19 protein-coding genes and 1 pseudogene are annotated in these 24,774 nt (G+C 45.1%); 9 read left to right on the top strand and 11 right to left on the bottom strand.

Annotation, left to right across the window (positions count from 1 at the left end; all coding sequences use genetic code 11):
• On the top strand, window positions 1-4,002 hold a 4,002-nt coding region (locus tag QT994_RS19710; protein WP_445243925.1), incomplete at its 5' end, for a trifunctional serine/threonine-protein kinase/ATP-binding protein/sensor histidine kinase.
• A 129-nt stretch (window positions 4,003-4,131) separates the two neighbouring features.
• On the opposite strand, the gene QT994_RS19705 is transcribed toward QT994_RS19710, so the two are convergent.
• Together QT994_RS19705 and QT994_RS19700 are read right to left on the bottom strand one after the other, a co-directional pair.
• Window positions 4,132-6,354, bottom strand: coding sequence for a PAS domain S-box protein (locus QT994_RS19705; protein WP_333177331.1), 2,223 nt, complete (start codon window positions 6,352-6,354; stop codon window positions 4,132-4,134).
• 412 nt (window positions 6,355-6,766) lie between these two features.
• On the bottom strand, window positions 6,767-8,245 hold the full coding sequence (locus QT994_RS19700) for a leucyl aminopeptidase (protein WP_333046843.1): 1,479 nt from the start codon (window positions 8,243-8,245) through the stop codon (window positions 6,767-6,769).
• Between the two features lie 337 nt (window positions 8,246-8,582).
• Here QT994_RS19700 and QT994_RS19695 point away from each other — a divergent pair, with 337 nt between their 5' ends.
• On the top strand, window positions 8,583-10,784 hold the full coding sequence (locus QT994_RS19695; RefSeq protein WP_333177329.1) for a transglycosylase SLT domain-containing protein: 2,202 nt from the start codon (window positions 8,583-8,585) through the stop codon (window positions 10,782-10,784).
• Window positions 10,785-10,932: 148 nt separating this feature from the next.
• On the opposite strand, the gene QT994_RS19690 is transcribed toward QT994_RS19695, so the two are convergent.
• Window positions 10,933-11,430 (bottom strand): pentapeptide repeat-containing protein, encoded by a 498-nt coding sequence (locus tag QT994_RS19690; RefSeq protein ID WP_333177326.1) that lies wholly within the window; start codon window positions 11,428-11,430, stop codon window positions 10,933-10,935.
• A gap of 109 nt (window positions 11,431-11,539) precedes the next feature.
• On the opposite strand from QT994_RS19690, the gene QT994_RS19685 reads away from it, so the two are divergent.
• A complete protein-coding gene (locus QT994_RS19685; RefSeq protein WP_333177324.1) occupies window positions 11,540-11,908 on the top strand; it encodes a phage holin family protein in 369 nt (122 codons plus the stop codon).
• 4 nt (window positions 11,909-11,912) lie between these two features.
• Here QT994_RS19685 and QT994_RS19680 read toward each other — a convergent pair whose 3' ends face one another.
• On the bottom strand, window positions 11,913-12,704 hold the full coding sequence (locus QT994_RS19680) for a cobalamin biosynthesis protein (protein ID WP_333177322.1): 792 nt from the start codon (window positions 12,702-12,704) through the stop codon (window positions 11,913-11,915).
• Window positions 12,705-12,823: 119 nt separating this feature from the next.
• Here QT994_RS19680 and QT994_RS19675 point away from each other — a divergent pair, with 119 nt between their 5' ends.
• Window positions 12,824-13,186, top strand: coding sequence for a hypothetical protein (locus tag QT994_RS19675; protein ID WP_333177320.1), 363 nt, complete (start codon window positions 12,824-12,826; stop codon window positions 13,184-13,186).
• 50 nt (window positions 13,187-13,236) lie between these two features.
• On the opposite strand, the pseudogene QT994_RS19670 reads toward QT994_RS19675, so the two are convergent.
• A pseudogene (locus QT994_RS19670) lies at window positions 13,237-13,479 on the bottom strand (TetR/AcrR family transcriptional regulator); the annotation flags it as partial.
• Window positions 13,480-13,554: 75 nt separating this feature from the next.
• Between QT994_RS19670 and QT994_RS19665 the strand changes: the two are divergent.
• Window positions 13,555-13,917, top strand: a complete 363-nt coding sequence (locus tag QT994_RS19665; protein WP_333046836.1) for a hypothetical protein — start codon at window positions 13,555-13,557, stop codon at window positions 13,915-13,917.
• 8 nt (window positions 13,918-13,925) lie between these two features.
• Here the strand turns inward: QT994_RS19665 and QT994_RS19660 are convergent, their stop codons facing one another.
• Entirely contained in the window at window positions 13,926-14,450 is a 525-nt protein-coding gene (locus tag QT994_RS19660) for a GNAT family N-acetyltransferase (protein WP_333177317.1), read from the bottom strand.
• Between the two features lie 24 nt (window positions 14,451-14,474).
• Window positions 14,475-15,092 (bottom strand): helix-turn-helix domain-containing protein, encoded by a 618-nt coding sequence (locus tag QT994_RS19655; protein WP_333177314.1) that lies wholly within the window; start codon window positions 15,090-15,092, stop codon window positions 14,475-14,477.
• Between the two features lie 282 nt (window positions 15,093-15,374).
• Between QT994_RS19655 and QT994_RS19650 the strand changes: the two genes are divergently transcribed.
• Window positions 15,375-16,970, top strand: a complete 1,596-nt coding sequence (locus tag QT994_RS19650) for a pitrilysin family protein (RefSeq protein WP_333177311.1) — start codon at window positions 15,375-15,377, stop codon at window positions 16,968-16,970.
• A 350-nt stretch (window positions 16,971-17,320) separates the two neighbouring features.
• On the top strand, window positions 17,321-18,802 hold the full coding sequence (locus QT994_RS19645) for a pitrilysin family protein (protein WP_333177309.1): 1,482 nt from the start codon (window positions 17,321-17,323) through the stop codon (window positions 18,800-18,802).
• Between the two features lie 188 nt (window positions 18,803-18,990).
• On the opposite strand, the gene QT994_RS19640 is transcribed toward QT994_RS19645, so the two are convergent.
• The 3 genes from QT994_RS19640 to QT994_RS19630 all read right to left on the bottom strand — a co-directional run bounded on the left by QT994_RS19640 (window position 18,991) and on the right by QT994_RS19630 (window position 21,981).
• Window positions 18,991-19,680, bottom strand: coding sequence for a PEP-CTERM sorting domain-containing protein (locus QT994_RS19640; protein WP_333177308.1), 690 nt, complete (start codon window positions 19,678-19,680; stop codon window positions 18,991-18,993).
• A gap of 409 nt (window positions 19,681-20,089) precedes the next feature.
• On the bottom strand, window positions 20,090-21,481 hold the full coding sequence (gene asnS / locus QT994_RS19635; RefSeq protein WP_333177306.1) for an asparagine--tRNA ligase: 1,392 nt from the start codon (window positions 21,479-21,481) through the stop codon (window positions 20,090-20,092).
• A 134-nt stretch (window positions 21,482-21,615) separates the two neighbouring features.
• A complete protein-coding gene (locus tag QT994_RS19630; protein ID WP_333177304.1) occupies window positions 21,616-21,981 on the bottom strand; it encodes a DUF2203 domain-containing protein in 366 nt (121 codons plus the stop codon).
• A gap of 128 nt (window positions 21,982-22,109) precedes the next feature.
• Here QT994_RS19630 and QT994_RS19625 point away from each other — a divergent pair, with 128 nt between their 5' ends.
• Window positions 22,110-22,385 (top strand): DUF6439 family protein, encoded by a 276-nt coding sequence (locus QT994_RS19625; protein WP_333046828.1) that lies wholly within the window; start codon window positions 22,110-22,112, stop codon window positions 22,383-22,385.
• A gap of 271 nt (window positions 22,386-22,656) precedes the next feature.
• Here the strand turns inward: QT994_RS19625 and QT994_RS19620 are convergent, their stop codons facing one another.
• The gene (locus tag QT994_RS19620) at window positions 22,657-23,145 is read right to left on the bottom strand and encodes an anti-sigma regulatory factor (protein WP_333046827.1); all 489 of its coding nucleotides are present in this window, start codon (window positions 23,143-23,145) and stop codon (window positions 22,657-22,659) included.
• A 694-nt stretch (window positions 23,146-23,839) separates the two neighbouring features.
• Here QT994_RS19620 and QT994_RS19615 point away from each other — a divergent pair.
• Complete coding sequence (locus tag QT994_RS19615) at window positions 23,840-24,736, top strand: alpha/beta fold hydrolase (protein WP_333177302.1); 897 nt, start codon at window positions 23,840-23,842, stop codon at window positions 24,734-24,736.
• Window positions 24,737-24,774 lie beyond the last annotated feature (38 nt).

The raw sequence follows: 24,774 nt of genomic DNA, 5'->3' as shown, positions 1-24,774 counted from the left end.
AAAGAGCATCCCTTGGTGATATTTTTGGATGACTTACAATGGGCGGATTCGGCATCGCTGAAGTTAATGCAATTGCTCGTCAGTGAGTCGCAATTGGGTTATCTATTGCTGTTGGGAGCCTATCGGGACAATGAAGTATCACCAAGCCATCCCCTGATGTTGACCTTAGATGAAGTGAGGAAGGCCGGAACAACCCTCAACACCCTAACATTAGCACCGCTCGACCAAATTAGTTTGAATCAATTGGTAGCGGATACGCTAGGTTGTTCTCCTAAGTTGGCACAACCCCTAACAGAATTAGTATATCAAAAAACTCAAGGAAATCCATTTTTTGCTACGCAGTTTCTCAAAGCCTTGCATCAGGATGAATGGCTTATTTTCGATCTCCAATCGGGACATTGGCAGTGCGATATTAGTACAGTTCGAGAGGCAGCGCTTACTGATGATGTGGTGCTATTTATGGCGCAGCAGTTGCAGAAACTGTCCATAGACACTCAGTCAGTCTTAAAATTAGCCGCTTGCATTGGCAACCAGTTTGACTTAGCAACATTAGCAATTGTTTCAGAGAGTTCTGAGACGGAAAGCGCAACGGCTTTGTGGAAAGCTTTACAAGAAGGGTTGATTCTTCCCCAGAGTGAAGTTTATAAGTTTTATGTAGGAATAGAACCGACTATTTCTCAAGCGATTACTCAAACGGTCGCCTATCGCTTCTTACACGATCGCGTTCAGCAAGCTGCTTATTCCCTCATTCCTGATGAAAAAAAGCAAGAAACTCATCTCCAAATCGGACAGTTGTTACTACAAAATTCCTCAGACATAGAACAGGATGAAAAAATATTTGAGATTGTCAGACACTTAAATCAGGGTAAAGATTTAATCACTCAACCAAGCAATCGCCAAGAATTAGCTGAATTAAACCTAGTGACAGGGCGGAAAGCCAAAACTTCTAACGCTTATGCTGCCGCAACGGTCTATTTAAAAACGGCGATGGGGTTACTGACAACAGACTGTTGGCAAAATCAGTATGAATTGACCCTAAATATTTACATCGCTACTGCCGAAGCTGAATATTTAAACCTTAAGTTTGAGGAATCATTAAATTTAGCTGAATTCGCGCTGATCAAAGCAAATAATTTACTGGAGAAAGTGAAAATTTATGAATTAAAAATGCAAATTCATATTGCTCAGCAAATAGAAATTATCGTCGCAGTAGAGATTGGGTTAGAAGTGTTAGAAAAGCTATCAATTTCTTTACTAACAATAGACTTGCAAAAGGATTTGATAATTGATTTACCAAATCTTGACGATTTAGATAATTTGCCACTTATGACAGATCCATATAAGCTGGCAGCAATGCAAATTTTAAGAACACTCTGTACTCCTGTATTTGTAGCAAGACCAGAGATTTTTCCGCAATTAATCATCACCATGATTAATTTGTGTCTTAAATATGGAGATTCAGCACTCTCATCTTTTGCCTATGGTTTTTACGGGTTATTATTAGTAGGATCAGGTCAATTAGATAGAGGTTATCATGCAGGTTTAATTGCATTGAAGTTATTAGATAAGTTTAACGCTAAAGAACTCAAAGCCAAAGTTTATACCTTATTTAATGCCAATATTCGCACTTGGAAAGAACCCGCCAAAAATAGTGTCGAGCCTTTGCGGGAAGGAGTACAAGCAGGGCTCGAAGTAGGTGATTTTGAATGGGGTGGATATTGTGCTGGAAATTTGTGTAGTTACTTATTTTTTACGGAGGATAACTTAGAATCGGCCGTCCAGCAACAAGAAGTTTATGTAAATTTCTGTATTAATGTTAAACAAGAACTTTCTAGTCATTTCGCGCAAATATGGCGACAATTAGGTTTGAATTTACAGGGTCAAGCTGCCGATGCCCTATTATTGATCGGTAAAAGCTTTGATGAAGAGAAAACTTTGCCCCGCATCATTGCTGCTAAATCGGGAACAGTTTTATTTATGTTTTATGTGGCTAAAACTATTCTACTTTACTTGTTGGGCGATAGTAGCCAAGCCTTAACAAATGTGGGACTAGCACAGGAACAAGCTGGAGCATCTTTTGGTTTTATGCAAGTGGTAGTTCTCAATTTTTACCATTCGCTAACTTTGTTAAATCGGTATACAGAAGTCACAGGATACGAACAAAATAACTACTTGGAAGAAGTTAATATTAATCAGGAAAAAATGAAGTTTTGGGCCGAAAATACAACAGAAGTAAATCGGTATAGATATGAATTAATTGAAGCGGAAAAGGCTAGGGTATTAGGGATTAATTGGCAAGCCTTAGAGTTATACGATCGCGCGATCCAACTAGCTAAAGAAAATCAATTCCTCCAAGAAGAAGCGCTCGCCTACGAATTAGCTGCCAAATTCTACCTTGACTGGGCCAAAGAAAAAGTGGCAGCCAGCTATATGCAGGAAGCATATTACTGTTATGCTCGTTGGGGAGCTAAAGCCAAAGTTGAAGACTTAGAAAAACGCTATGCCCAATTACTTCAACCCATCCTGAATCAGCCAAAACTCCGCTTTAATCCTTTAGAGACGCTGGGAACAATTAGCCACTCTTCGCACACTTCCACCACCAGTAGCACAAGTATTTCCGATGCCCTGGATTTCGCATCTATTGTACAAGCTGCTCAAGCTTTATCCAGTAAAATTCAGATTGATGAATTGCTCGCCACCCTCAATCAAATTATTTTGAAAACTTCAGGGGCAGAAACTTGTGCTTTGCTACTCCCCCATCAGGATGAATGGCAAATCAGGGCAATAACTCACATCAATCCAGATAACGAGTTACCCACAACCCTGCTGCAAACCCAACCTCTAGATGGCTCGGCGGTGATTCCGCTCAAACTGGTTTATTATGTCAAACATACCTTGGAAACTGTGGTTATTGAAGGTGGCAAGACCGATATTCCGGGTTTAATGAATGACTGTACGCTCCAGTATCACTCTGAGAGTATGCTATGTACTCCGATTCTCGATCGCGGGAACTTAGTTGGCATACTTTATCTCGAACATCGATCGACGAAAGGAGTGTTTACTCGCGATCGTCTCCTCGTCCTCAACTTCCTCTGCACTCAGGCTGCCATTTCCCTAGAAAATGCGCGATTGTATCAGCAAGCCCAGGACTACGCTCACCAGGTGGAACAATCTCAACTGCAATTAGTGCAGAGCGAAAAAATGTCGGCGTTGGGGAACTTAGTGGCCGGGGTTGCCCATGAAATTAATAATCCAGTCGGATTTATTTCTGGCAATATTCATGAAGCGATCGCTGCTGTCAAAGATATTACAGAATACTTGCAACTCTATCAAGAAAAATTTCCCAGTCCGGGTGAGGAGATTGAAGAAAAAGCTGAAGAGAGCGATATCGAATATCTTTTAGAAGATTTACCCAAAATGTTGAATTCGATGCAAATCGGGTGCGATCGCATTCAAGGTATCAGCACCAGTCTTCGTACCTTCTCCCGAGCCGACAAAGATTACAAAGTTCCTTTCAATATTCATGACGGAATTAACAGTACCATTTTGATTCTCAAACACAGATTGAAAGCGAACGAACAGCGTCCAGCGATTGAAGTTGTGAAAGAGTATGGCAACTTGCCCTCAGTTGATTGCTTCCCCGGACAATTAAATCAGGTGTTTATGAATATATTGGCCAATGCCATTGATGCACTGGAAGAATCAAATCGGGAACGGAGTTTAGAGAAGATTAAAGCCGCAGCCAATTGCATCACGATTCGCACCGAAAGACAGTCTCAGGAGTGGGTTACGATTCGCATTTCTGACAACGGGCCAGGGATATCAGATGAGATAAAAGGTCATATTTTTGACCACTTATTTACCACTAAGGGAGTAGGGAAAGGCACGGGATTGGGTTTGGCGATCGCACGGCAGATTGTAGCGGAGAAACACTCTGGTATGCTCGAAGTCAACTCAACTTTAGGTTGGGGTACACAATTTACAATTTCACTGCCATGTTGATTATTACCTTGGTAATTTATAGCCAATTTTTGGATTTTTCTTGAAAATTGGTTTTTTTTTACAGCCCATTTGACAATTTATAGTGATCGATAACTTCTGCCAAATTCTGGATACTTCCGTCGCACTCATTCATAAAGGAATCTCGATCGCAAATTCCGTACCTTCTCCTACTGTGGAACGGCAGCTCAAGGCTCCGGCGTGTTTTTCAGCGACAATTCGGTAACTGATGGCTAACCCTAAACCAGTACCTTTTCCCATCGGTTTAGTCGTGAAAAACGGATCAAACAATCGGCTACGCACGTCTTCTGTCATGCCGATCGCATTATCGGCAATGCGGATGCAAATACTATTTTCGTTCAGGGCTTCTGTGCGAATCCTAATAGTTGGTTTCCAATCCTCGCCGCCGGCCGCAGATCGCCTTTTTTGGTTGCAAGCATCTTCCAAGGCGTCAATACTGTTGCTAAGCAGATTCATAAATACCTGATTGAGCTGACCAGCATAACATTCTATTAAAGGGAGTTGACCGTAATCTTTGATTATTTTTATTTCTGGATAGTCGCCTCTGGCTCGGAGTTTGTTGTGCAATATTAAGAGGGTATTATCTATGCCTTCGTGAAGGTTAGTAGGTTTTTTTACCGAGTCGTCTAAACGCGAGAAATTTCGCAAACTCAGAACTATTTCGCGAATGCGATCGGCTCCCATTTTCATCGAAGATAATATTTTTAGTAAATCTTCTCTCAGAAATTCTAAATCGATATTGTTAATACATTCTTGAACTTCTACCACGGGCTGAGGATAGTGTTTTTGGTAAAGTTCCACAAGCTGCAACAAGTCTCGGATATATTGGCTGGCGTAGGAAATATTGCCGTAGATAAAACTGACAGGGTTATTAATTTCGTGAGCGACTCCAGCTACCATTTGACCGAGACTGGACATTTTTTCGGTATGAATTAGGTGAGCTTGAGTTTCTCGGAGTTCTTTGAGAGCGATTTCTAGCTGCTGGGCTCTGTTGTTGGCGATCGCCTCGGAGAGTCGCAAAGCATCCTCGGCTGCTTTGCGCTCTGTCATGTCAAAAATGGCACCGTTGAGGGATAAAACTTCACCGTCTGCGTTGAAAACGGCTTGACCTTTCTCTGCAACCCACCGCACATTTCCGTCGCAGTGCATCAGGCGATATTCGATGATGTAAGGTTGTTTTGTCTTAATAGCCCGATCGATAATTGTCTCGATCTGCTCAGCGTCATCGGGATGAACTATACTCGGAAAAGCCTGCACCGGTTTTTGCATAAAGTTAGCTGCAGGATAGCCGGAAATAGCTTCTATGCCACTGCTGATAAAAGTTAGGCTCGATCGCCCAGCATCACTACATCGGTAAACCGCACCGGGAATGCTAGAAACTAATGACCTAAATTCTTCTTCCCTTTCTCGCAAAGCTGCCTCAATCCGCTTGCGTTCGCTAATGTCGCGAGCAAACGCGCACTGATATTCTTTGCCGTTAAATTCCAAATGGTTGATGGTAATTTCTACCGGAAAAATGCGACCGTACTTAGTGAGGTGGTGAACTTCAATATTAACCGAACCGCAGCGTTTTAAGACTTTCCAGTGCAAACTCCAAGCAGTTTGGGGGAAATCTGGATTGATGTCGTGCACGGTCATCAAGAGCAATTCTGCTTCAGAATATCCCAATGAAGTGCAAGCAGCGTCGTTGACGTACAAAAATTTACCGTCGGGCCCGATCCAGAATATCGCATCTGCCGATCGATCGATCGCAAACTGAGTCAGTTGCAACCTTTCCTCAACTCGGTGGCGATCGGCAATTTCTTTTTCTAACTGTTCGTTAAGCGAATTGAGAGCTAAAGTGCGATCGACAATAGTATCTGAAGGGGAAAATTTGAGTGATGGTTTTGCCAATTCTCCTTTGTGGATATCATGCTGGTTATGGTTTTTTTCTACCTCTTTTAACGGCAGTTGTTGAAGATTTTCTTTGTGATTTAAACCCGAATCTGCAAGTGCTTTCGGCATCAGGGCGAGGGCGGTTGCCGCTAAAAGCCAAGAAATCAAAGCACTTGCAGCTTTGAGAGTTACCGACAGCCAATATATGGAATGCCAAAGCGTCCAAACTTCCGTCAATTTAGCAGCGCCCCAGGCAAAAAAAACAACCGCAAACAGCCGGAAAATCTTGCGGTGAGAACCTTGGCGGGTAAAATAAACTAAAGAAAGAGCGATCGAGCAATAAGCCAGTGCCGTCAGTGAGTCAAAAATAGCGTACAGTCGCAACTCCGACACCACGTTGCAGGCGAGTCTAGAAGATACAGCAAGTGTGGAAAAAAAAATTGTTAATTGTTCTTGCATAAAGTTCAAGAAAAAAATTATCTGTACCAATGCAAATCCGATCAAATCTAATTATTTGATTTCGGCTAGTGAAATATTTACATAATTATATACTTTTTTCATTTTTTATGAAACAGCTATTTTTTCAGGAAATGTCACAACTGTGGAGGTGGGGCCCTGGGAACGAAGCTTTTCTCAAGTAAGAGCAATGGTGAGCCTCACGGCTAGCAACGCTTAAGTTGCTCCCTGTGACGGAATACATAGGTTCGCCTACTGATTGCTTCAGATATATTTAAATTGTTAATGAGCACTATTAAATTTTCTTTTAGATTACTTAAGCAGTGAGCCAGGGGTTTTTAACCCCTGGCTCACAGATGGACTAGCAGACTTTTAAGGCAGAGAAAATCTCAATTTTTGGGCTGGAAATCCACTATTAAGCGCCGCCGAGCGCCCAATGCACCAAAGTCCGAACTCCAAAACCGGTAGCCCCAGGGCCATTGTAGCCATTTTCTTTGTCAGTCCAAACCGGGCCGGCAATATCTAAATGCGCCCATGCAGTATCCTTTACAAACTGCTTCAAAAATAGCGCCGCCGTAATCGAACCGCCGGGACGTGGACCAGTATTTTTCATGTCGGCGTGCAATGCTTTCAATCCCTCAAAATACTTCTCTTCCATCGGCATCCGCCAAAATTTTTCGCCTGCCAATTCTGAGGCGGCAACTATTTCGGCGGCGACGCTATCTTGAGGACTCCACAAACCGGCGATATCGTCGCCTAAAGCAATTACGCAGGCCCCGGTTAGAGTTGCTAAATCGACAATCGCGTCAAGTCCCAATTTATCAGCAAATACCAAAGCATCAGCCAGGGTTAAACGACCTTCTGCGTCTGTATTGTTGACTTCAATTGTTTTGCCGTTGGAAGCTGTAAGGATGTCTCCAGGGCGCATGGCGCGGCCGCTGATCATGTTTTCAGTGACGGCGCTGATAAAGTGAACTTCCACATCTGGTTTGATGTGTCCGATCGCCTTTGCTGCTCCCAAAGTAGCCGCAGCGCCGCCCATATCTATTTTCATCATTTCAATGCCGCTGCCCGCACCTTTGATGTTCAAACCCCCGGAATCAAAGGTCAATCCTTTGCCCACAATTGCTATTTTGCGGCGCGGTGTGCCTTCGGGTTTGTAAGTTAAATGGATAAATTTCGGCGGTAAATCAGATGCTAGAGCAACGCCGAGAAAGGCTCCCATGCCTAGTTTTTCGCAGTCTTCCCGCTCCAATATTTCTAATTCTAAACCGCATTCGGCAGCTAGACTTTGAGCAGTTTCCGCCATGGTAATCGGGGTAACAAAATTTGCCGGTGCTGCGACTAATTCCCGTGCTAAAATGACTCCGGCAGTGATTTGGCGGGCGCGGGCGATCGCACTTTCGGTACCGGCAAAACCGAGCAAATGAATTTGTTCGAGTTGCGGGCTTTTGTCTTCATGTTCCGATTTGAAACGGTTGTCTTGATTCAATGAGAGTTCAACGCCTTCGGCGATCGCGCTTGCTGTAACATCCGGGGCATTTTTCCACACCGGAAAGCTAATTCCGAGGGTTTTGCATTTCTCTTTTTTGGCTAACTTGGCGCAAACGCCTGCTGCTTGCCGCACGGTGTCTAATTTTAAGTCCTCTGTTTTGCCCAAACCGACGATCGCAATTTTGCGAATGGGATTATTGCCGCCGACGCGGGTGATGGCGCTCGTACCCACTTTGCCCTTAAAATCTACTTCCAGTAGCAGCTCTTTCAAAGTGCCTGCCAGCTTTTCATCTAATTGTGCCAGCTCGCCGGTGAGTTCCAAGCCGTCCTCAAATAAAGCAATTGCCAGGGCGTCTCCGGTCCAAACAGAGCGGGGCGTATCGGTGACTAGAAATTCCATGTTTTGATTTACACTTTAGATTTTAGATTTTTGATTGTACTTTGTACTTGGTGGTTTGTGGTTTTTCCTTGGTGCGGGGAAATAGATCGAGCGCACAAATTCTTCGCTCCACATCGAAATAAATTCTGCTACTATATCAGCCAAGTCCGCCTGCGATCGGATCTCGCGCCAATTTCAATAATCTGTTTTGGGGTCGGGCCAAAGGGCGCACCCCACTCTTAACATTTATTTCTCGTTAAAGAGGTATCCTGCCTGTGATGGCGTGGAACACCCATCCTGCCTCTGATGGCTTTTGACAAACGATCGGTTATCTATTGTTATTCTCTTAAATTTTCCCATGCTAAAACGACGCCGGGCCCGATTTTCTGTTTTAATCAGCGTTTCAGTTTGCGTTATTGCGATCGGCTCTTTGGTTGCTGCGATGAAATGGATGGGTTTTGGCTCGGTCCAGAAGGCTCAGCAGCCCCAGAATGCAGCGAATTCCGAATCGCAAGTTAAGATGCTGGTATCGCTGTCACCGAGCGAGCGATCGGCGAAATTAGTTGAACTCGCAACCAGTCAGTCTGCAAGTACGAACCCGCAGCAGGAAATCTCTCCTCAAAGCCGCGCCCGCTACCTGCTTGCCAGCGATTTAATCCAGCAAGGAAATGCGGCCAAAGCATTAAAGTTATTGGACAAATTAGAGCAAGAATATCCGGTTTTAGCTGCTCAGATTGCCCTAAAAAGAGCGGAAGCCTACCAATTGAGTGGCGACAAAGGCAAAACTCAAAAAGCTTGGGAGGAACTGCTAAAAAACTATCCGAGCGACCCGGTAGCAGCCGAAGCTTTATATGTTTTAGGCAAGTCAAAACCGGAATATTGGCAACAGGCAATTACTGAATTTCCTGGTCATCCCCGCAGCGTAGAAATTGCCCTCCGCAAGTTAAAAGAAAATCCCAATCAGCCGCAGTTGATGCTGCTCGTAGCAAAATACGGTCATTATGTCAAAGATTACGGGACAATTTTGGAACAACTGGTGCAGCGAAACAGCGCCACTTTGAAACCTGAAGATTGGGAAGAAATTGCCTTTGGCTATTGGGAAAAACAAGATTATGGCAAAGGAGCTATTGCTTACGGGAAAGCTCCCCGCAACGCCAAAAATCTTTACCGCAAAGCTCGCGGTTTGTGGCTCGACGGAAAAATCCCGGAATCGAGAATTGCCTATCAAGAATTAGTGCGCGAGTTTCCCGATGCCGAAGATACTGGTTTGGGTTTAATTCGGCTATCGCGGCTGAGCGAACCGAAAGAAGCGATCGTTGTGCTAGATCGAGTTATTAGCAAATTCCCCAATTATGCCCCCGAAGCTTTGTTAGATAAATCCCAACTTCTCGACAAAGCACGCAGTGGTCAATCCGCCTCAGATACCCGCAAGTTGCTCTTGACAAAATACACTAATTCTGATAAAGCTGGCGAATTGCGGTGGACGATCGCCCAGCAGTTTGCCAAAGGCGGAGATTTAAAATCAGCTTGGCAGTGGGCGAGAGAATTAACCACCCACAATCCCGATAGTGAACAAGCTCCAGAAGCAGCATTTTGGGTCGGGAAATGGGCACAGCAACTCGGCCGCGAAGAAGACGCCAAGACTGCATTTGACTACACTATCTTACGCTATCCAGAATCATATTTTGCCTGGCGATCGGCTGTAGTTCTCGGCTGGCCCGTAGGCGACTTTACCACAGTCCGAAATTTGTCTCCCAATGTAGTGCGGCCGCCTCAGCGCCCCGAACCAACCGCCGGTTCTCCTGCGTTGAAAGAACTCTATCAATTAGGTCAAGATAGAGATGCTTGGACGCTGTGGCAAGTAGAATTTATCGACCGCGTAGAACCAAGTATTGCCGAACAGTTTACCGACGGTTTAATGCGAATTGGAGTCGGAGACAATTTAGACGGTTTGTGGATGGTTGGTAGTTTGCGGCAGCGCGATAAACCAGATGATAGAACCCAATACCTCGAACTCAGACAGCAACCGATTTATTGGCAAGCACTTTATCCTTTTCCTTACTTAGAAACCATTGTCAAATGGTCGCAAGAGCGCAAAATAAATCCAGTATTAGTAACAGCATTAATCCGGCAAGAATCGCGGTTTATGCCAGCCATAAAATCATCAGTGGGCGCTACCGGGTTAATGCAAGTAATGCCGGAAACAGCAGCTTGGGTTGCTGGACAAATCAGCCTCAAAAAGTATTCATTGGAGAATGTGGACGACAACGTTAAACTCGGTACGTGGTATTTGGATCACACTCACGACGAGTACAAGAATAACTCGATGTTAGCTGTGGCGAGTTACAATGCCGGGCCGAATGCAGTATCAGATTGGTTGAAGAAGTTTAAATTTAGTGACCCGGATGCTTTTGCGGAAAAGATTCCGTTTCCTGAAACGAAAGGATACGTGAAATCAGTCTTTGAGAATTACTGGAATTATCTGCGGATTTACAATCCAGAAGTTAATCAGTTAATGAGTGAGCATTATGCGGCTGCTCAGAAAAAAGCAAAGCCTTAGTAAATTTGGTTTTAGCTAAGCTTTCAGGAACGCACTCTCCGGCCCGTTCCACAAATAAATTTATTTTGTGTATTAATTTTGTGGGGTGGGCTTCTAGCCCGCCCCTATCAATATTCGAGAAATTTAAATTATGGGATGATAAAATAAATCAGCGGCATCCTAAAGAATCCCGAGTAGAAATCCCAGTTTGAGAATTAATCCCGGTTGCCTTTGTGCACAATTCTTTAACTTGTGATCCGTCCATAATTGCGTCGGTAAAGTCAGCGCCGGTAATATCAACTCCGTCAAAGGTAGAACGCAGCAAAATTGTTTCCGCTAAAATTGCATCACTTAAATCGGCATTAGTAAATTTAACTTGATCTATCATTGCATTAGTTAAATTTGCTCCGTGCAAATTCGCCTGAGTCATCACCGAAGCGCTCATAATTGCTCCCCGCAAATCGGCATTAGAAAAATTAGTCAAGTCCATATTAGCGTTAGAAAACTCAGCGGAGCGCAGCATTTGACCGGAAAAATCGCGCCTTGTCAGTTCGGCGTTGCTAAAGGACAAGGGCGGAGCGTAATATTTAGATTGAGCCTGGGCTGGCTGCGGCAGGATGAAGATAGTTAGCGCCAAAAGGAATGCTGCTAGTTGCCGGAGTTTCATAAGTCTGATATTCTCGCAAGGTGGGTATTTCGTAGTGTATCCCGAACTTTGGTCGATCGACTAAACAGTTACAATCTTAATTAATAGTGATGGAGATGGAAAAAAAGATATGCTAAGTTTTTTCTTAACTTGGATAGTAGCAGCGGTTTCGCTGATCATTACCGCTAACATTGTACCAGGTATTGCGGTGGTTAGCTTTCCGGCAGCGATGCTGGCTGCTGTTGTTATCGGATTGGTGAACGCGGTTGTCAGACCAATTCTTACATTGCTGACGCTGCCTTTGACCATTATTACTTTGGGTTTGTTTTTATTCGTTGTGAATGCAATTTCGCTTTCCCTGGCTTCGTGGTTGGCGGGTGCGTTCAATATCGGCTTTGTGGTTGGCGGTTTTTGGCCGGCTTTGTTGGGTTCCATTGTGTTGTCATTCGTTTCTGGGTTGATTGGTCGATTTGTGAATGCCAATACTTTGTCTCAGTAATACATTATCCCAGATACTCGATCGGGCAAACTGCAACCGCTACTGTTACGGCAGAACCCGCCCTAACCCCTCCTTGTAAAAGGGGGGGATTTTTGCTGCGAAATATTTTTTTAGGAACTAAGAGGGGATTTGAACCGCAGATAAACGCAGATGGACGCAGATGATTGATGGATATCTGCGTATATTCGCGTTCATCTACGGTTGAATTTTCTTCTCTAACTGCACAAAGTGCGGCAGCTTCTGCTACGCTGGGCGTCCCGACTGCTTTTGCTGCAATATTTGAAGGATTGGGAACTTCTACGGAACTTAAAATCTCAGCCGCAAAGGTTTTTAACGGCCAGTTTCGCTTTTGACAAAGTTCTAACAAGCCGACTTCACCTGCTTTAGTGTCTATTGTAGCAATACCTGCGATCGCACTTTCCGCTAAATGATTAGCGCGACATACATTTTGAATCGCTGTTTCGATTAATTCTCGTCCTGTTCCGCGTTCACAACCTATCCCTATCCACAACACTCTCGGATGCCACTGAACCTTTGGCAAAGCCGATTCCGGCGAAAATCTTCTCTGCGTGAAACTAATCCAAATTCGGGCTTTGATAGTTGATAGATTTTCCCCCTCCCAATACAAAGAATGTTTTTCTGGCAGACTGTTTTGCCACAAAGTAGAACCAACTTCTTGAATAAATTCGACAGTTTCTCCTCTAGCCATAGCCGCCGCCACTCCTGTCCAATCACCTTCCCCGCGCTGCCAGCCGCGGGGAATGTCTAGCATATCTAAAGTAAATTCATCGCTCATTATTCAGTTATCTATTCTGTAGTTTCAGTGCGACCGCAATCTTAAAAAAAAATAACACTCTGTTTAGTGAAAATTTTGTTATAATTGTAGCGCAAACTACAACAAATCGAACATTTAAGATGGTAGAACTAAATCAGTTAGTGTTAGAGCTTGAAAGCAACCTCAAATCGGAAGGAGTGAAAAAAGAATGGAAAGAGCGTCGGTCAAGTTGGGTGAGCGATGTGGCAGCATCAGTTAACCTGACATATCTATCAGAATTGCTAGTTGAATGGGAATCTAACTTGCAGGGTAAATCTGTGGATATTCAGTGGGGAGAGCGTCGGAACCGTTGGGTAGAAGAATGTCTGGCAGCATCGATTGTTCAAGAAGTATCAAGTTTATTGCTGGAACTAGAAACCAATATCAATTCGGAAGCTATGGCTGATGAATGGCAGCAAAATCGCGAGAAATGGGTACAGCAAATGCACAAGTTTAAGGAGTAGTTTCGAGGATTCAGAGCCTGTAGATATGCGTTTCCAGGCTCTAAAATTTCCTAATAACTAATCACTAATTCTTCATTTTTCAGCAAAACCCCATTCAGAAAAATATCGGCGAGTCCTTCAGCCATTCCCTGCATTTGCTGCCGACAAGCATTCGGCTCCATAATCGTATTTTGACTAAAGGGCGCGACTGCAAACATTCCCAAAAATACCTGAGCGACAATCTTCGGATTCATCTTTAGATAAACTTGTTTTTCCATCGCCGTTTCCCAAAACGCCTCAGCCACATCGCTCATTATAAAAAACCAACAGTCTAAATCAATAAAATTTGTACAAAAATAGCACAAACTGCAAACAAGACAAAATTTAATATGGTAGAACTAAACCAATTACTGTTAGAATTTGAATCCCACCTAAACGGGGACGCAGTGACGGAAGAATGGAAAGAACCTCGCCACTGTTGGATGAGGGAGGTATCAGCAGCAATTGACGAAAACCACCTAGCCAAATTGCTAGTTGAATTAGAAGCAAATTTTCAGCGGGAAGCGGTACAAAGTTACTGGAAAATGATCCGGGAAAGTTGGGTAGAAGAATGTCACATAGCATCGACGCTTGAAGAAGTATCAAGTCTCTTGCTGGAACTTGAAAGCAATACAACTTGGGAAGTAATGACGGATGAATGGCAGCAAAATCGTGAGAGTTGGGTGCAACAAATGTACGATTTTATAGAGTAATAATTCACTTAATCAAAATCAACTTTCATGGTGAATGATGTCCCTCCTGTGCGGTTGATTGTCTCGCTTCCGTCAATTACTTGAAATCCCGATCGCTCGTACAAACTCAGGGCTCGATTCGAGCTTCTGACACTCAGGGATACCGATGATCGATAAGATGCTTTTGCTGCTGACAACAAACGATCCAGCAACTGCGTTCCTACACCCTGATTTGTATATTCTGGAAGAACGGCGATCGCCAATTCCGGGATAGTATCATCAACCCAGCCAAACCCCTTATCATCCTCTGTAAACAAACGCAGCCAGGAGGCTCCTACTGGCTGGTTCCCGTTCAATTCTATTGCTGCGAAGCCCAAATCGTTTGCACGTCCCCAATTCTTGACATATTTCGCAATTAAAGGATGATTGACAACCTCTTGCAGCGTTGATTCGCCTTCTTCGGCCATGTGCGCTGCTTCGTACAGCATTTGCCACAGAAAAGGCTCGTCTTCCTGGGTTAGCGGCCGAATAGAATAGTGCAAAATTTGGCCCATAACAACTTTTTCCTGTTGCCCTAATTATTCATCTTTCAGCAAAACCCCATTCAGAAAAATATCTGCGAGTCCTTCGGCCATTTCCTGCATTTCCTGCGGAGAAGCATTCGGCTCCATAATCGTATTTTGACTGAAACCCGCGACTGCAAACATTCCCAAAAATACCTGAGCGACAATCTTCGGATTCATCTGCCGATAAACTCCTTTTTCCATCGCTGTTTCAAAAAAAGCTTCAGCAACATCGCTCATTTTTCCAATGACTTCCAACTGAATTCGATCGCGCAAATCCGGGTGAAATTGCGCCTCCAAAAAACACACCCGCATCATGTCGCTATTCTCGCGGATATTCAGCATCCGTCGCCGCATCACCTGAGCCACTGCTTTGTAACTGCCCATCTCGCTCAATTCTGTCAGCAAATCCGTCAGTAACTCCACCCATCCTTCCGTTGCCACCTGAATCAAAATCGCTTTTTTATTATCAAAATGCCGAAATAGCGTACCCTCTGCCACCCCCGCAGCCGCTGCTAAATCGCGAGTTGTCGTGCCGTCGTATCCGCTGCGGGCAAACAACCGCTGAGCTGCTTGTAAAATCCGCTTCTTAGTTTCTGTTTCAGAAGGAGGAGACTGATTAAAAATTCGCATGGCTTTGCAATCGGTAATTGGCGACTTGGAACTACGGGACCGGGACTGAATGGCTAAATAATGTTAAGTTTTAAGTTGTGCGCGGCTTTGATCCCAAACTTAAAACTCCTCGCCGCGCCCCAGATCCTTTTTGAGATTTGCTGTATCAGCCTAACATCTGCGGCACAACAGATCGCTTATGCCTCCAAAAATCTTTATCCTTAGAAAAGAATCTCTGGCCGCCGAGCACAAACATTTTTTTGTTTGATAATCCAAAATCTAAAATCTAAAATCTAAAATCGAATGACCCCGCAGTTCCAAAAACCCCGTGAAGCAAAGCTATCCCGTAGGGAATCGCCCGTGAGCCACACTCGATTCATAGCCTCCCTGCTGGCCGCTGTACTGCTGTGGTGGGGAATTTCTCCCGAAATCGCCCTCGCCCGCTCCAACCCCGCTAGCGGCTCCGAAGCAGTCTCTGTTCAACCGTCGCTCGATCGAGTAATCAGCCAAGTCAGCGAATTTAAGCTCGACAACGGCATGACATTCATCGTACTCGAAAGGCCCAGAGCGCCCGTAGCATCGTTTTTGATTCACGCCGATGTCGGCGGCGCAAACGAACCCGACGGCCAAACAGGTGTCGCTCACTATCTGGAACATTTAGCCTTCAAAGGCACGCCAAAAATCGGCACTACCGACTACCAAGCCGAAAAGCCGCTGCTAGAAAAACAAGACCAACTCTTCGAGCAAATGCAAGCAGCCAAGGCCAGCGGCAAAACTGAAGAAGTCACCAAATTAAAAGCAGAATTTGACAAAGTTGAAGCCGAAGCTTCGCAATTTGTCAAGCGCAACGAACTCGGCAAAATAGTCGAACAAGCAGGCGGAGTCGGACTAAATGCTCAGACTTCTACCGACGCCACAATGTATTTTTATAGCCTCCCAGCTAACAAATTAGAACTGTGGATGTCGCTGGAATCCGAGCGATTTCTAGAACCAGTATTTCGGGAATTTTACAAAGAAAAACAGGTAATTTTAGAAGAGCGCAGGCTGCGAACCGAGAATTCTGCGATCGGACAAATGGTTGAAGTTTTTGCCGACAAAGCTTTCTCTGTTCATCCCTACCGCCGTCCTGTAATTGGCTACACTGAAGACATTAAAAACCTCAGCCGCAGCGACGTGCAGAAGTTTTTCGATACTCACTATGTCCCCAGCAAACTGACTGTTGCGGTGGTAGGAGACGTGAAAGCTTCGGAGGTGAAGCGACTCGCTCAAATTTATTTCGGCCGTTACAAGGCGAAATCAGCGCCTCCAGAATTGCAGATTGTCGAACCTCCCCAAACGCAAACTCAGGAAGTTACGCTGAAATTAAAAACTCAACCTTGGTATTTGGAAGGATACCACCGGCCGGCGATGAATCATCCCGACAATGCGATTTATGAAATGATTGGTTCTTTGCTCAGCGATGGCCGCACTTCTCGGCTTTACAAATCTTTGGTAGAACAGCAGCAATTGGCGCTGGTGGCTAAAGGTTCCAGCGGTTATCCAGGGGACAAGTATCCGAATTTGATGTTATTTTACGCTCAAACTGCTCCAGACCACACGGTTGATGAAGTAGCTGCAGCTTTGAGCAAGGAAATCGAGCGCCTAAAAACTGAGCCGGTTTCTGCTTTGGAATTGGAGCGAGTGAAAACTCAGGCGAGAGCCGATTTATTGAGATCGCTCAATTCTAATATGGGCATGGCATTTTCCCTGGTGGACTATCAAGTGAAAACTGGTTCGTGGCGAAATTTGTTCAAGGAATTGGATGCGATCGCGGCTATTACTCCCGCTGACATTCAGCGTGTCTCTCAGGCAACTTTCCGCCCGGAAAATCGCACGATTGGTAAGCTTTTGTCGCTGTAAGAAGAAGGAAGAAGGAAGAGGGAAGAAGGAAGAGGGAAGAGGGAAGAAGGAAGAAGGAAAACTCCTTTCCAGACTCTGCCCATTCCTGACAACTTAACGTAAAACCCCTAATAAATGTCCCTTTTAGTCGAGTCTAGAGCCCCCTAAATCCCCCTTAAGAAGGGAGACTTTGAGAACACTCTTGTCCCGGCCTTAATAGGGGGGTTAGGGGGGATCTCGCAGTTCGCGACAAACAAGAGAGACGGTTGGTTTAACGTTAAGTTTTCACGCCTTGGGTAGAGCCGGGGAACGCAGATCCAGAGGCTAGGCCTCGCTGTAGAATTGTCACAATATCAAACTTAGGAGAAAGAATGAAAAGGACTAAATTGAGACTTAAAAAAGTAAAGTTATTTCTGCTATCACTTTGCTTTTTTACTGTTTCACTGGGCACGTTTAATTTGTTACCTTCCTTCGCGGCTGCACCGAAACACTACGACGAATTAACATTCCCGGCGGTGCCAGAAATTAAACTGCCTAAATATACTCGATTCGAGCTAAAAAATGGTATCCGCGTGTATCTGATGGAAGACCGGGAACTCCCGTTAGTCGGGGGAACGGCCCTATTTCGCACGGGCGAGCGCTTTGAACCTGCCGAGAAAATTGGATTGGGAGGATTGACGGGAGAAGTGATGCGAACTGGCGGCACGAGCCGGCATACTGCTGATGAACTAAATCAGTTGCTAGAACAGCGGGCAGCTTCGGTAGAAACGGGGATTGATGTTGCTTCTGGCACCGCTAATTTTAGTGCTTTAGCTGAAGATGTGGAACCCGTGTTTGACCTATTTTCGGAAGTGATTCGGGAACCAATATTTGCTAAGGAAAAGTTAGATTTAGCGAAGAACCAAACTCAAGGTGCGATCGCCCGCCGCAATGACGATCCTAACGATATTACCGGCCGCGAGTTTGAAAAGTTAATTTATGGATCTCGCAGTCCTTACGCGCGCACGGTAGAATACAAAACCCTGGCGAATATTTCCCGCGACGATGTGGTGAGTTTCTACCAGAAATATTTCCACCCCAAGAATATGATTTTGGGTATTTCTGGCGATTTTGATACAGCTAAAATGCGATCGCTCATCGAGCAAAAATTTGGCAACTGGCAACCGACTCAAAGTGCAGAAATGCCTGCGCTACCGACGGTATCGCCAGCAAATGGGGGCGGCATATTTTTGGTAAATCAGCCACAATTAAGTCAAAGTTACGTGCAAATGGGACATTTGGGCGGAATGCTCAGCAGTCCAGATTACGGTGCTTTGGACGTAATGAACGGGGTTCTCAACGGTTTCGGTGGCCGTTTGTTCAATAACGTGCGATCGCGCCAAGGTTTAGCCTACACAGTATACGCGGCTTGGAGTCCGAGATTTGACTATCCGGGGATGTTTGTGGCTGGAGGCCAAACGCGATCGGACGCAACAGTACCGTTTATCCAGGCAATTCGGGCAGAGATCGATCGTATCCGCACCGAACCAATTACCCCGGCAGAATTAGCTTTTGCTAAAGATTCCACCCTAAATTCTTTCATTTTCAAATTTGAAAATCCCAGTCAAACTTTGTCGCGATTAATGCGCTACGAATACTACGGTTATCCCGAAGATTTCATTTTTCGCTACCGCCGCAGCATCGAAGCAGCAACAATTGCCGACGTGCAGCGCGTAGCCAGGACTTACTTGAAACCGGAGAATCTGGTAACATTAGTAGTGGGAAATAGTGCGGCAATTGAACCGCCGTTATCGAGTTTGGGAACTTCGGTAAAAGTGCAATCTGTTGATATCACAATTCCCCCAGCGACTTAATCGGTAATTGGAAATATTGCCAAAGATCATTGGGCGATTGAAATCGCTTCTATACCTCTTAGTCCACTCCTAGCGGACTAAGAGGTATAGCAACCGCTGACGCATCAAGTTTTATGGATGAGGACACGGCATCACCCCGTGTCCCGAAAAATTCTGGTGGGCGGACACTACTACCACCTACTTAAATTTTAGTCGGTTGTTTTTGGGACTCCAGCCAGCGAGGATGAGCGACTCGATTGGCGACGGCGGAAACTCGCAAAAACTCCCAATCCTAATGCCGTAGCTGATCCAAAAATAGTAACAGGTTCAGGAACTGCTGTTACTTCTGTAAGTTCTAAAACTCCCTCACTCAAAACTCTACTTCCTGATCCTGGTAAAGGAGTTTGCAGACTAAAAATTGATAGCACGCTACCAGTTTTAAGAAAATCGTATTGTAGCCGTAGATCAAATGCTGAAAATTCTGGTAGTTCAGGATCGAACATTGAGGCTAGTAGTATCAGAGCAGAGTAACCACCTTCTCTATCTAAATAAAATGTAGTGACAGAAGACGTTTGAAATTTAATATTAATGTTATTAGGTTGCCAGGGTAATGAATTTACTAGCCCTTTCCAATTGGCTTCAAAAAATATTGGCTTACCGCTTGTATCTGGATAAATTGGTATTTGTGAAGCGTCATATATGATAGTTCCCGATAGAAAGCCTTGACCATTAAGCTCACAGACATTTGGATTAAAAAGACAATCACCACCATATCCAAATTGTGTTTTTTCGTCGAAAACCAACTGAGTTAAAGTTGCAGAAAATGCTGGACTAAATCCACTAGCAATAGTAAGGCTCATCACAGCCATTCCGAAAGTCATCAAAGTTCTAGGTTTCATATTCTAGTCTCCCAAATGTTAGTTTTGAATAAAATAGGAAAAATTTCTGTTTTGCAGAGCTTGAGAGGTTATACCAAATCCGGCTTAAATGCCCCCTTTATATCTTAGTCTGCGCGGGCAGACTTCGTTTGACAAGAAGCGGTTGAAACCGCCGAATCATAAAGGGGCTCAATAACAAGGATTTGGTATTATCGCTTTTATCACCAGCTTACTCCCAATCCGACACTTTGTGTGAAAGTGGGTTCAGGGGTAACGGATTTTATATGGTAGTAGGGCATTTAAGTTGGATTTTTTATCCCACCCCGAACCCCGACTTCTTGAAGAAATCGGGGTTTTCTTAGTCTGCGGAGGCAGACTTCGTTTGTCTAGTCGCGGTTTCAACCGGCGAGTCCCATTTGGTATTACTCAACTAAAAATCAATAGTCAAAGGCGCTCTCGGAAACGGAATCACATCCCGAATATTCCCCATTCCAGTCATAAACTGCACTAAGCGCTCAAACCCCAAACCAAACCCAGCGTGAGGCACAGTACCGTAGCGGCGCAAATCCAAATACCACCACAATTCCTCCTTATTCATACCCTGCGCTTCCATGCGTCGCTCCAACACATCCAGCCTTTCTTCCCGCTGCGAACCGCCGATAATTTCCCCAATATTAGGAGCCAAAACATCCATTGCTCGCACCGTTTTCTCGTCATCGTTTAAACGCATATAAAATGCTTTAATCTCGACTGGATAATCGCTAACAATTGTCGGCTTTTTAAACAAGTCCTCAGCCAAATAACGCTCGTGTTCAGACTGCAAATCCAAACCCCAACTTACCGGAAAATCAAACTTTTTGTCTGCTTTTTCCAGAAGTGCGATCGCCTCCGTGTAAGTAATCCGCTCGAACTGATTATTAATGATATTTTCAGCAGTAGCCAAAACCGTCTTGTCAATGCGCTCGTTGAAAAACTCCATATCTTCCGGGCACTGCTCCAAAACGTATTTAAAAATGTACTTTAAAAACGCCTCCGCCAGATCCATATTTCCCTGCAAATCGCAGAAAGCCATCTCCGGTTCAATCATCCAAAACTCAGCCAAATGTCGCGAAGTATTAGAATTTTCCGCTCGGAAAGTCGGCCCAAAAGTGTAAACATTTCCAAAAGCCAGCGCCATAACTTCCGCCTCCAACTGGCCACTAACTGTTAAATACGCGCGCTTGCCAAAAAAGTCTTTAGAATAATCAACGTCTTGCGAATCAGTGCGCGGCACATTCTTTAAATCAAAGTTGGTAACGGCGAACATTTCCCCCGCACCTTCGCAGTCGCTAGCAGCAATAATGGGAGTGTGAACCCACAAAAAACCGCGTTCTTGAAAAAATTGGTGTACCGCCGCCGAACAAGCATTGCGGACTCGAAAAACAGCACCGTGGGTGTTTGTGCGCGGGCGCAAATGCGCGATTGTCCGCAAGAATTCAAAGGAATGGCGCTTTTTTTGCAACGGATAAGTTTGTGGGTCTGCATCACCGTAAACTTGCACTTGTGAGGCTTTCAACTCAATTCGCTGTCCTTTTGCTGGAGATGCTACCAGCACTCCCGACACTTCTAGAGATGCACCTGTATTCAGTTGTTTGAGTACATTTTCAAAGTCTGGGAAATCTGAATTTATGACTACTTGCAAGTTAGCCATCGCCGAACCATCGTTGACTTCGACAAAGGCAAATTCTTTCAATTCGCGTTTGGTACGAACCCAACCTTGAACAGTTACAGTTTCGTCTGGTTCACCGGCGCGCAAAATTGCTGCTATTCGTTGATTTGTCATAATATCCACTCCTGTTTATTTAATATTTTGCACCATATCTCTGTTTTTTCTCTGACTCAGCGTTTTCTGTGGAACAGGCGTCCCGCCTGTGAATTCCTGCGGTTCATTAAAAAAATCATAAATCTCAACATAGTTCAACCTGCATAGGATTTCAAAATCCAACCGATCAAAATGCCAAGCCCCCCAAACCGAACTGCTTGCCAAAAAGGTTGTTTTATGCTTCCCCAAGAAAACAGGCTGCTTTCTAAATTCAACTCGATAGTTTCCAATTCTTGCTCAATTTCCCGCAATTCTTTTTTGAGTTCCGGCAGTGGATTTTGGCGGTTGGACTGGCGGATTTCTTCGCGCCGATGACCGAGTTCGACTTGGCGCTGTCGATCGACCTGAATTTGAGTGTACCGTTCTTTGACTGCCGCGAGCGATCGCTCCACTGCTGCGAGCGCTTGAACAAAGTCGCTTTCTTGCTCTTCCGGATTTAACTCTGACGGCTGTTGAGGCATTTCGATCTGCAAACCTGACAATAATAAAAAAAACCGATTTCCAATTAAGTTGTTATTATATGCAGTATATTTTTTAAATTCAGAAACGGCAGCCAAATCCCTATAATTGCCACCTATGCTTGAAACTTATGCTTGAAACTACACAAACAGCCCAAACTGTCAACCTCAACGAGCTGAGCACGGTAGAACTAGCCCAAGCTCTAGCCGCGCGCCTCGCCATCCACGAAAAAGATTGGCACCGCCTCAAAGCCAACCGTTCCGCGCGAGCCTGCGAGCAAGCTGCGGCCGCTTTGGTCTTTTTGCTTAAAAAACAGCCCGAAGAAGCTCTCCCGCGCTTAAACCAAGCAGCAGGATGGCTGGATCGATCGATATCTGCTCCTCCCTGTCCCACCCACGGCAAATAATTAGATTGCTTCGTTCTTCGTAACGCTTCGCGGTTTTGAGTAGGGAGTTTTGGCTTGAGTAGTCGCTCAAAACTTAGACAATCGCGCCGCTCGATCGAGCAGCGCGATTGTGAGTTCAAAAGATTTATACTTTTTTAACTCAAAACTCACATTTTGCATTATGATCAGCTATCAATAGCCCGAGCGTTCAAATTCTCACTGCAAGCTTGAGCCCGAGAACGAAAAAATTTCCAGGTCTAGCTGAGGTGAAAACTGCTGCCAAATAGCGGTGCTAGCGCAAGCGAGGCAGTCGGTAGGGGCTGGCAAGTTCTTTGCACAGCCGTAACTCTGTACCTTCAGAATTCCACTCTACCCGATCGAATATTTGGTAAAGAATAAATAACCCCCTACCACATTCCTGTTCCACATGGGGTAGTCCAGAGTTATCTGCAACGTCCTCTGCTAGGAGACTGTCGCAATCATCGGTATAAAGGTTACAACTGCAAGGGGCATTAAAGCCAGAACCTTCATCCGATATCACCCACCAATATTGGTTTTGGACGATCGAAAAACGGACTCCTACAGTTTTACCGGGGTCTAATTTGTTTCCATGCTTAGCAGCATTTACCAAAGCTTCTTGAAGCCCCAACCGCAATTCTGCTTGCCAGTAATCTGGCACCTCTGCTAGGAGCAGATCCAAAATAGGACAAAGGTATAGAGTAGAAGCGAAGCTAATTGTAATCCAATTGCGTCCGACGGGACGAGGTGAAATAGCAATCACTCAGAAAACTCCCTAACTTTCAGGTGGATAAAGTTCACACCCTGCATAGTTGGCTCCCTAGTATTCAAAATGCTAATTAATTGAGCGGCGCAGCTCTACTTCTATCTTAGAGTATCAAAGCAATTAAGAACAGCAAACAACGTCACAAAATATTCTGCGATTCTGAGAAACTTCTGCAGAGAACCATCAGTAATTTTACTTATAACTTCTTCCAGTAGCGAAATTTTTGAGGTCGGCTTTTACCAACTAGCAACGCTTAGGCTCGCTGCATCCCCCAAGCCATTAACAGCTACCTAACAAACGATCCCCACGTTGAAAAGCTCGGAAATAACTATAAAAAAGTCGATCCCTTGACCCTCGCCAATCAGGTTCGATCCTAGCAGGCGCTAGGCAAGCGCCATCGGCCAGAACTTGCTCTTACCGCCACACAGCAAAATCATCATACCTAGGTATGTTGCAGCCCAAGCCCGATTTATTGTGCCAAATGCAATCGAGCAAAATATCTCGCATTGCTGCACCCCTCACAAAATCAATATTCGTTACAGAACTTATTAAGCCTGAGTGCGGCAGAGCGGCCGATCCCAACTCGCTCACATTGACGAATCCTTTGCTAGCGGAACCCCGGCGCGGATGCCAAACTTTATAAATCTGAGCGTCGCGATACAATAGTTAAAGTAAATAATTATTTCTTTACATGACGCAAACAACCCCAGCCATCACCACAGCCCCCATAGCCGGCACTTACTGGCAGTGGCGGGGGCATTCAGTATACTACGTTCGATCCAGCGATCGGCATCCAGAACGCCCTCCCCTGCTGTTAATTCACGGTTTTGGAGCCTCCACAGACCACTGGCGCAAAAATATCAGCGGGCTGAGCAAAGATTTTGAAGTGTGGGCGATCGACCTGATCGGATTTGGGCGATCGGCAAAACCCGAATTGCAGTACAGCGGCGACCTCTGGCGCGACCAACTCCACGACTTTATCACCAACATCATCGGCCGGCCCGCCGTACTAGCCGGCAACTCCCTCGGAGGCTACGCCGCCTTGTGTGTAGCCGCCCAGCGCCCCGAATCAGCAGCCGGACTCATATTAATCAACAGCGCCGGCCCCTTCAGCGAACCGCAGCCCGCACCCGAAGCCCCGCCCGTGCAAAAAGCCATATCTACGGTAGCTAAAACCTTATTTCAGCAAGATTGGGCAAGTTTTCTGCTGTTCCAGTACGTGCGCCAGCGATCGACAATTCGGAAAACCCTAGAAAAAGTTTATCTCGACCAAAGCGCCGTCACAGACCAATTAGTAGAAGAAATTTACCTTCCCTCCTGCGATCCCGGTGCCCCCAAAGTATTCGCCTCCGTATTCCGAACACCCCAAGGCGAAAAAATCGACGTATTGCTAAGTCAATTAAACTGCCGGTTGCTAATGCTGTGGGGAGAAGGCGATCCGTGGATGAATTCCACAGAAAGAAGCGCTAAATTTCGCAAACACTATCCGCAGTTGACAGAACACTTTATCAAAGCCGGTCACTGTCCCCACGACGAAGTACCAGAACAGATCAACGAACTGATTCGCGCATGGATAATTGACCAATAGTCGATCGGCACATAGATAATTTTCCCCCGGCTATCTCT

This window comes from Microcoleus sp. S13_B4, assembly GCF_036700885.1.
Lineage (GTDB): Bacteria > Cyanobacteriota > Cyanobacteriia > Cyanobacteriales > Microcoleaceae > Microcoleus.
This window is presented reverse-complemented; position numbering and strand designations above follow the sequence as displayed.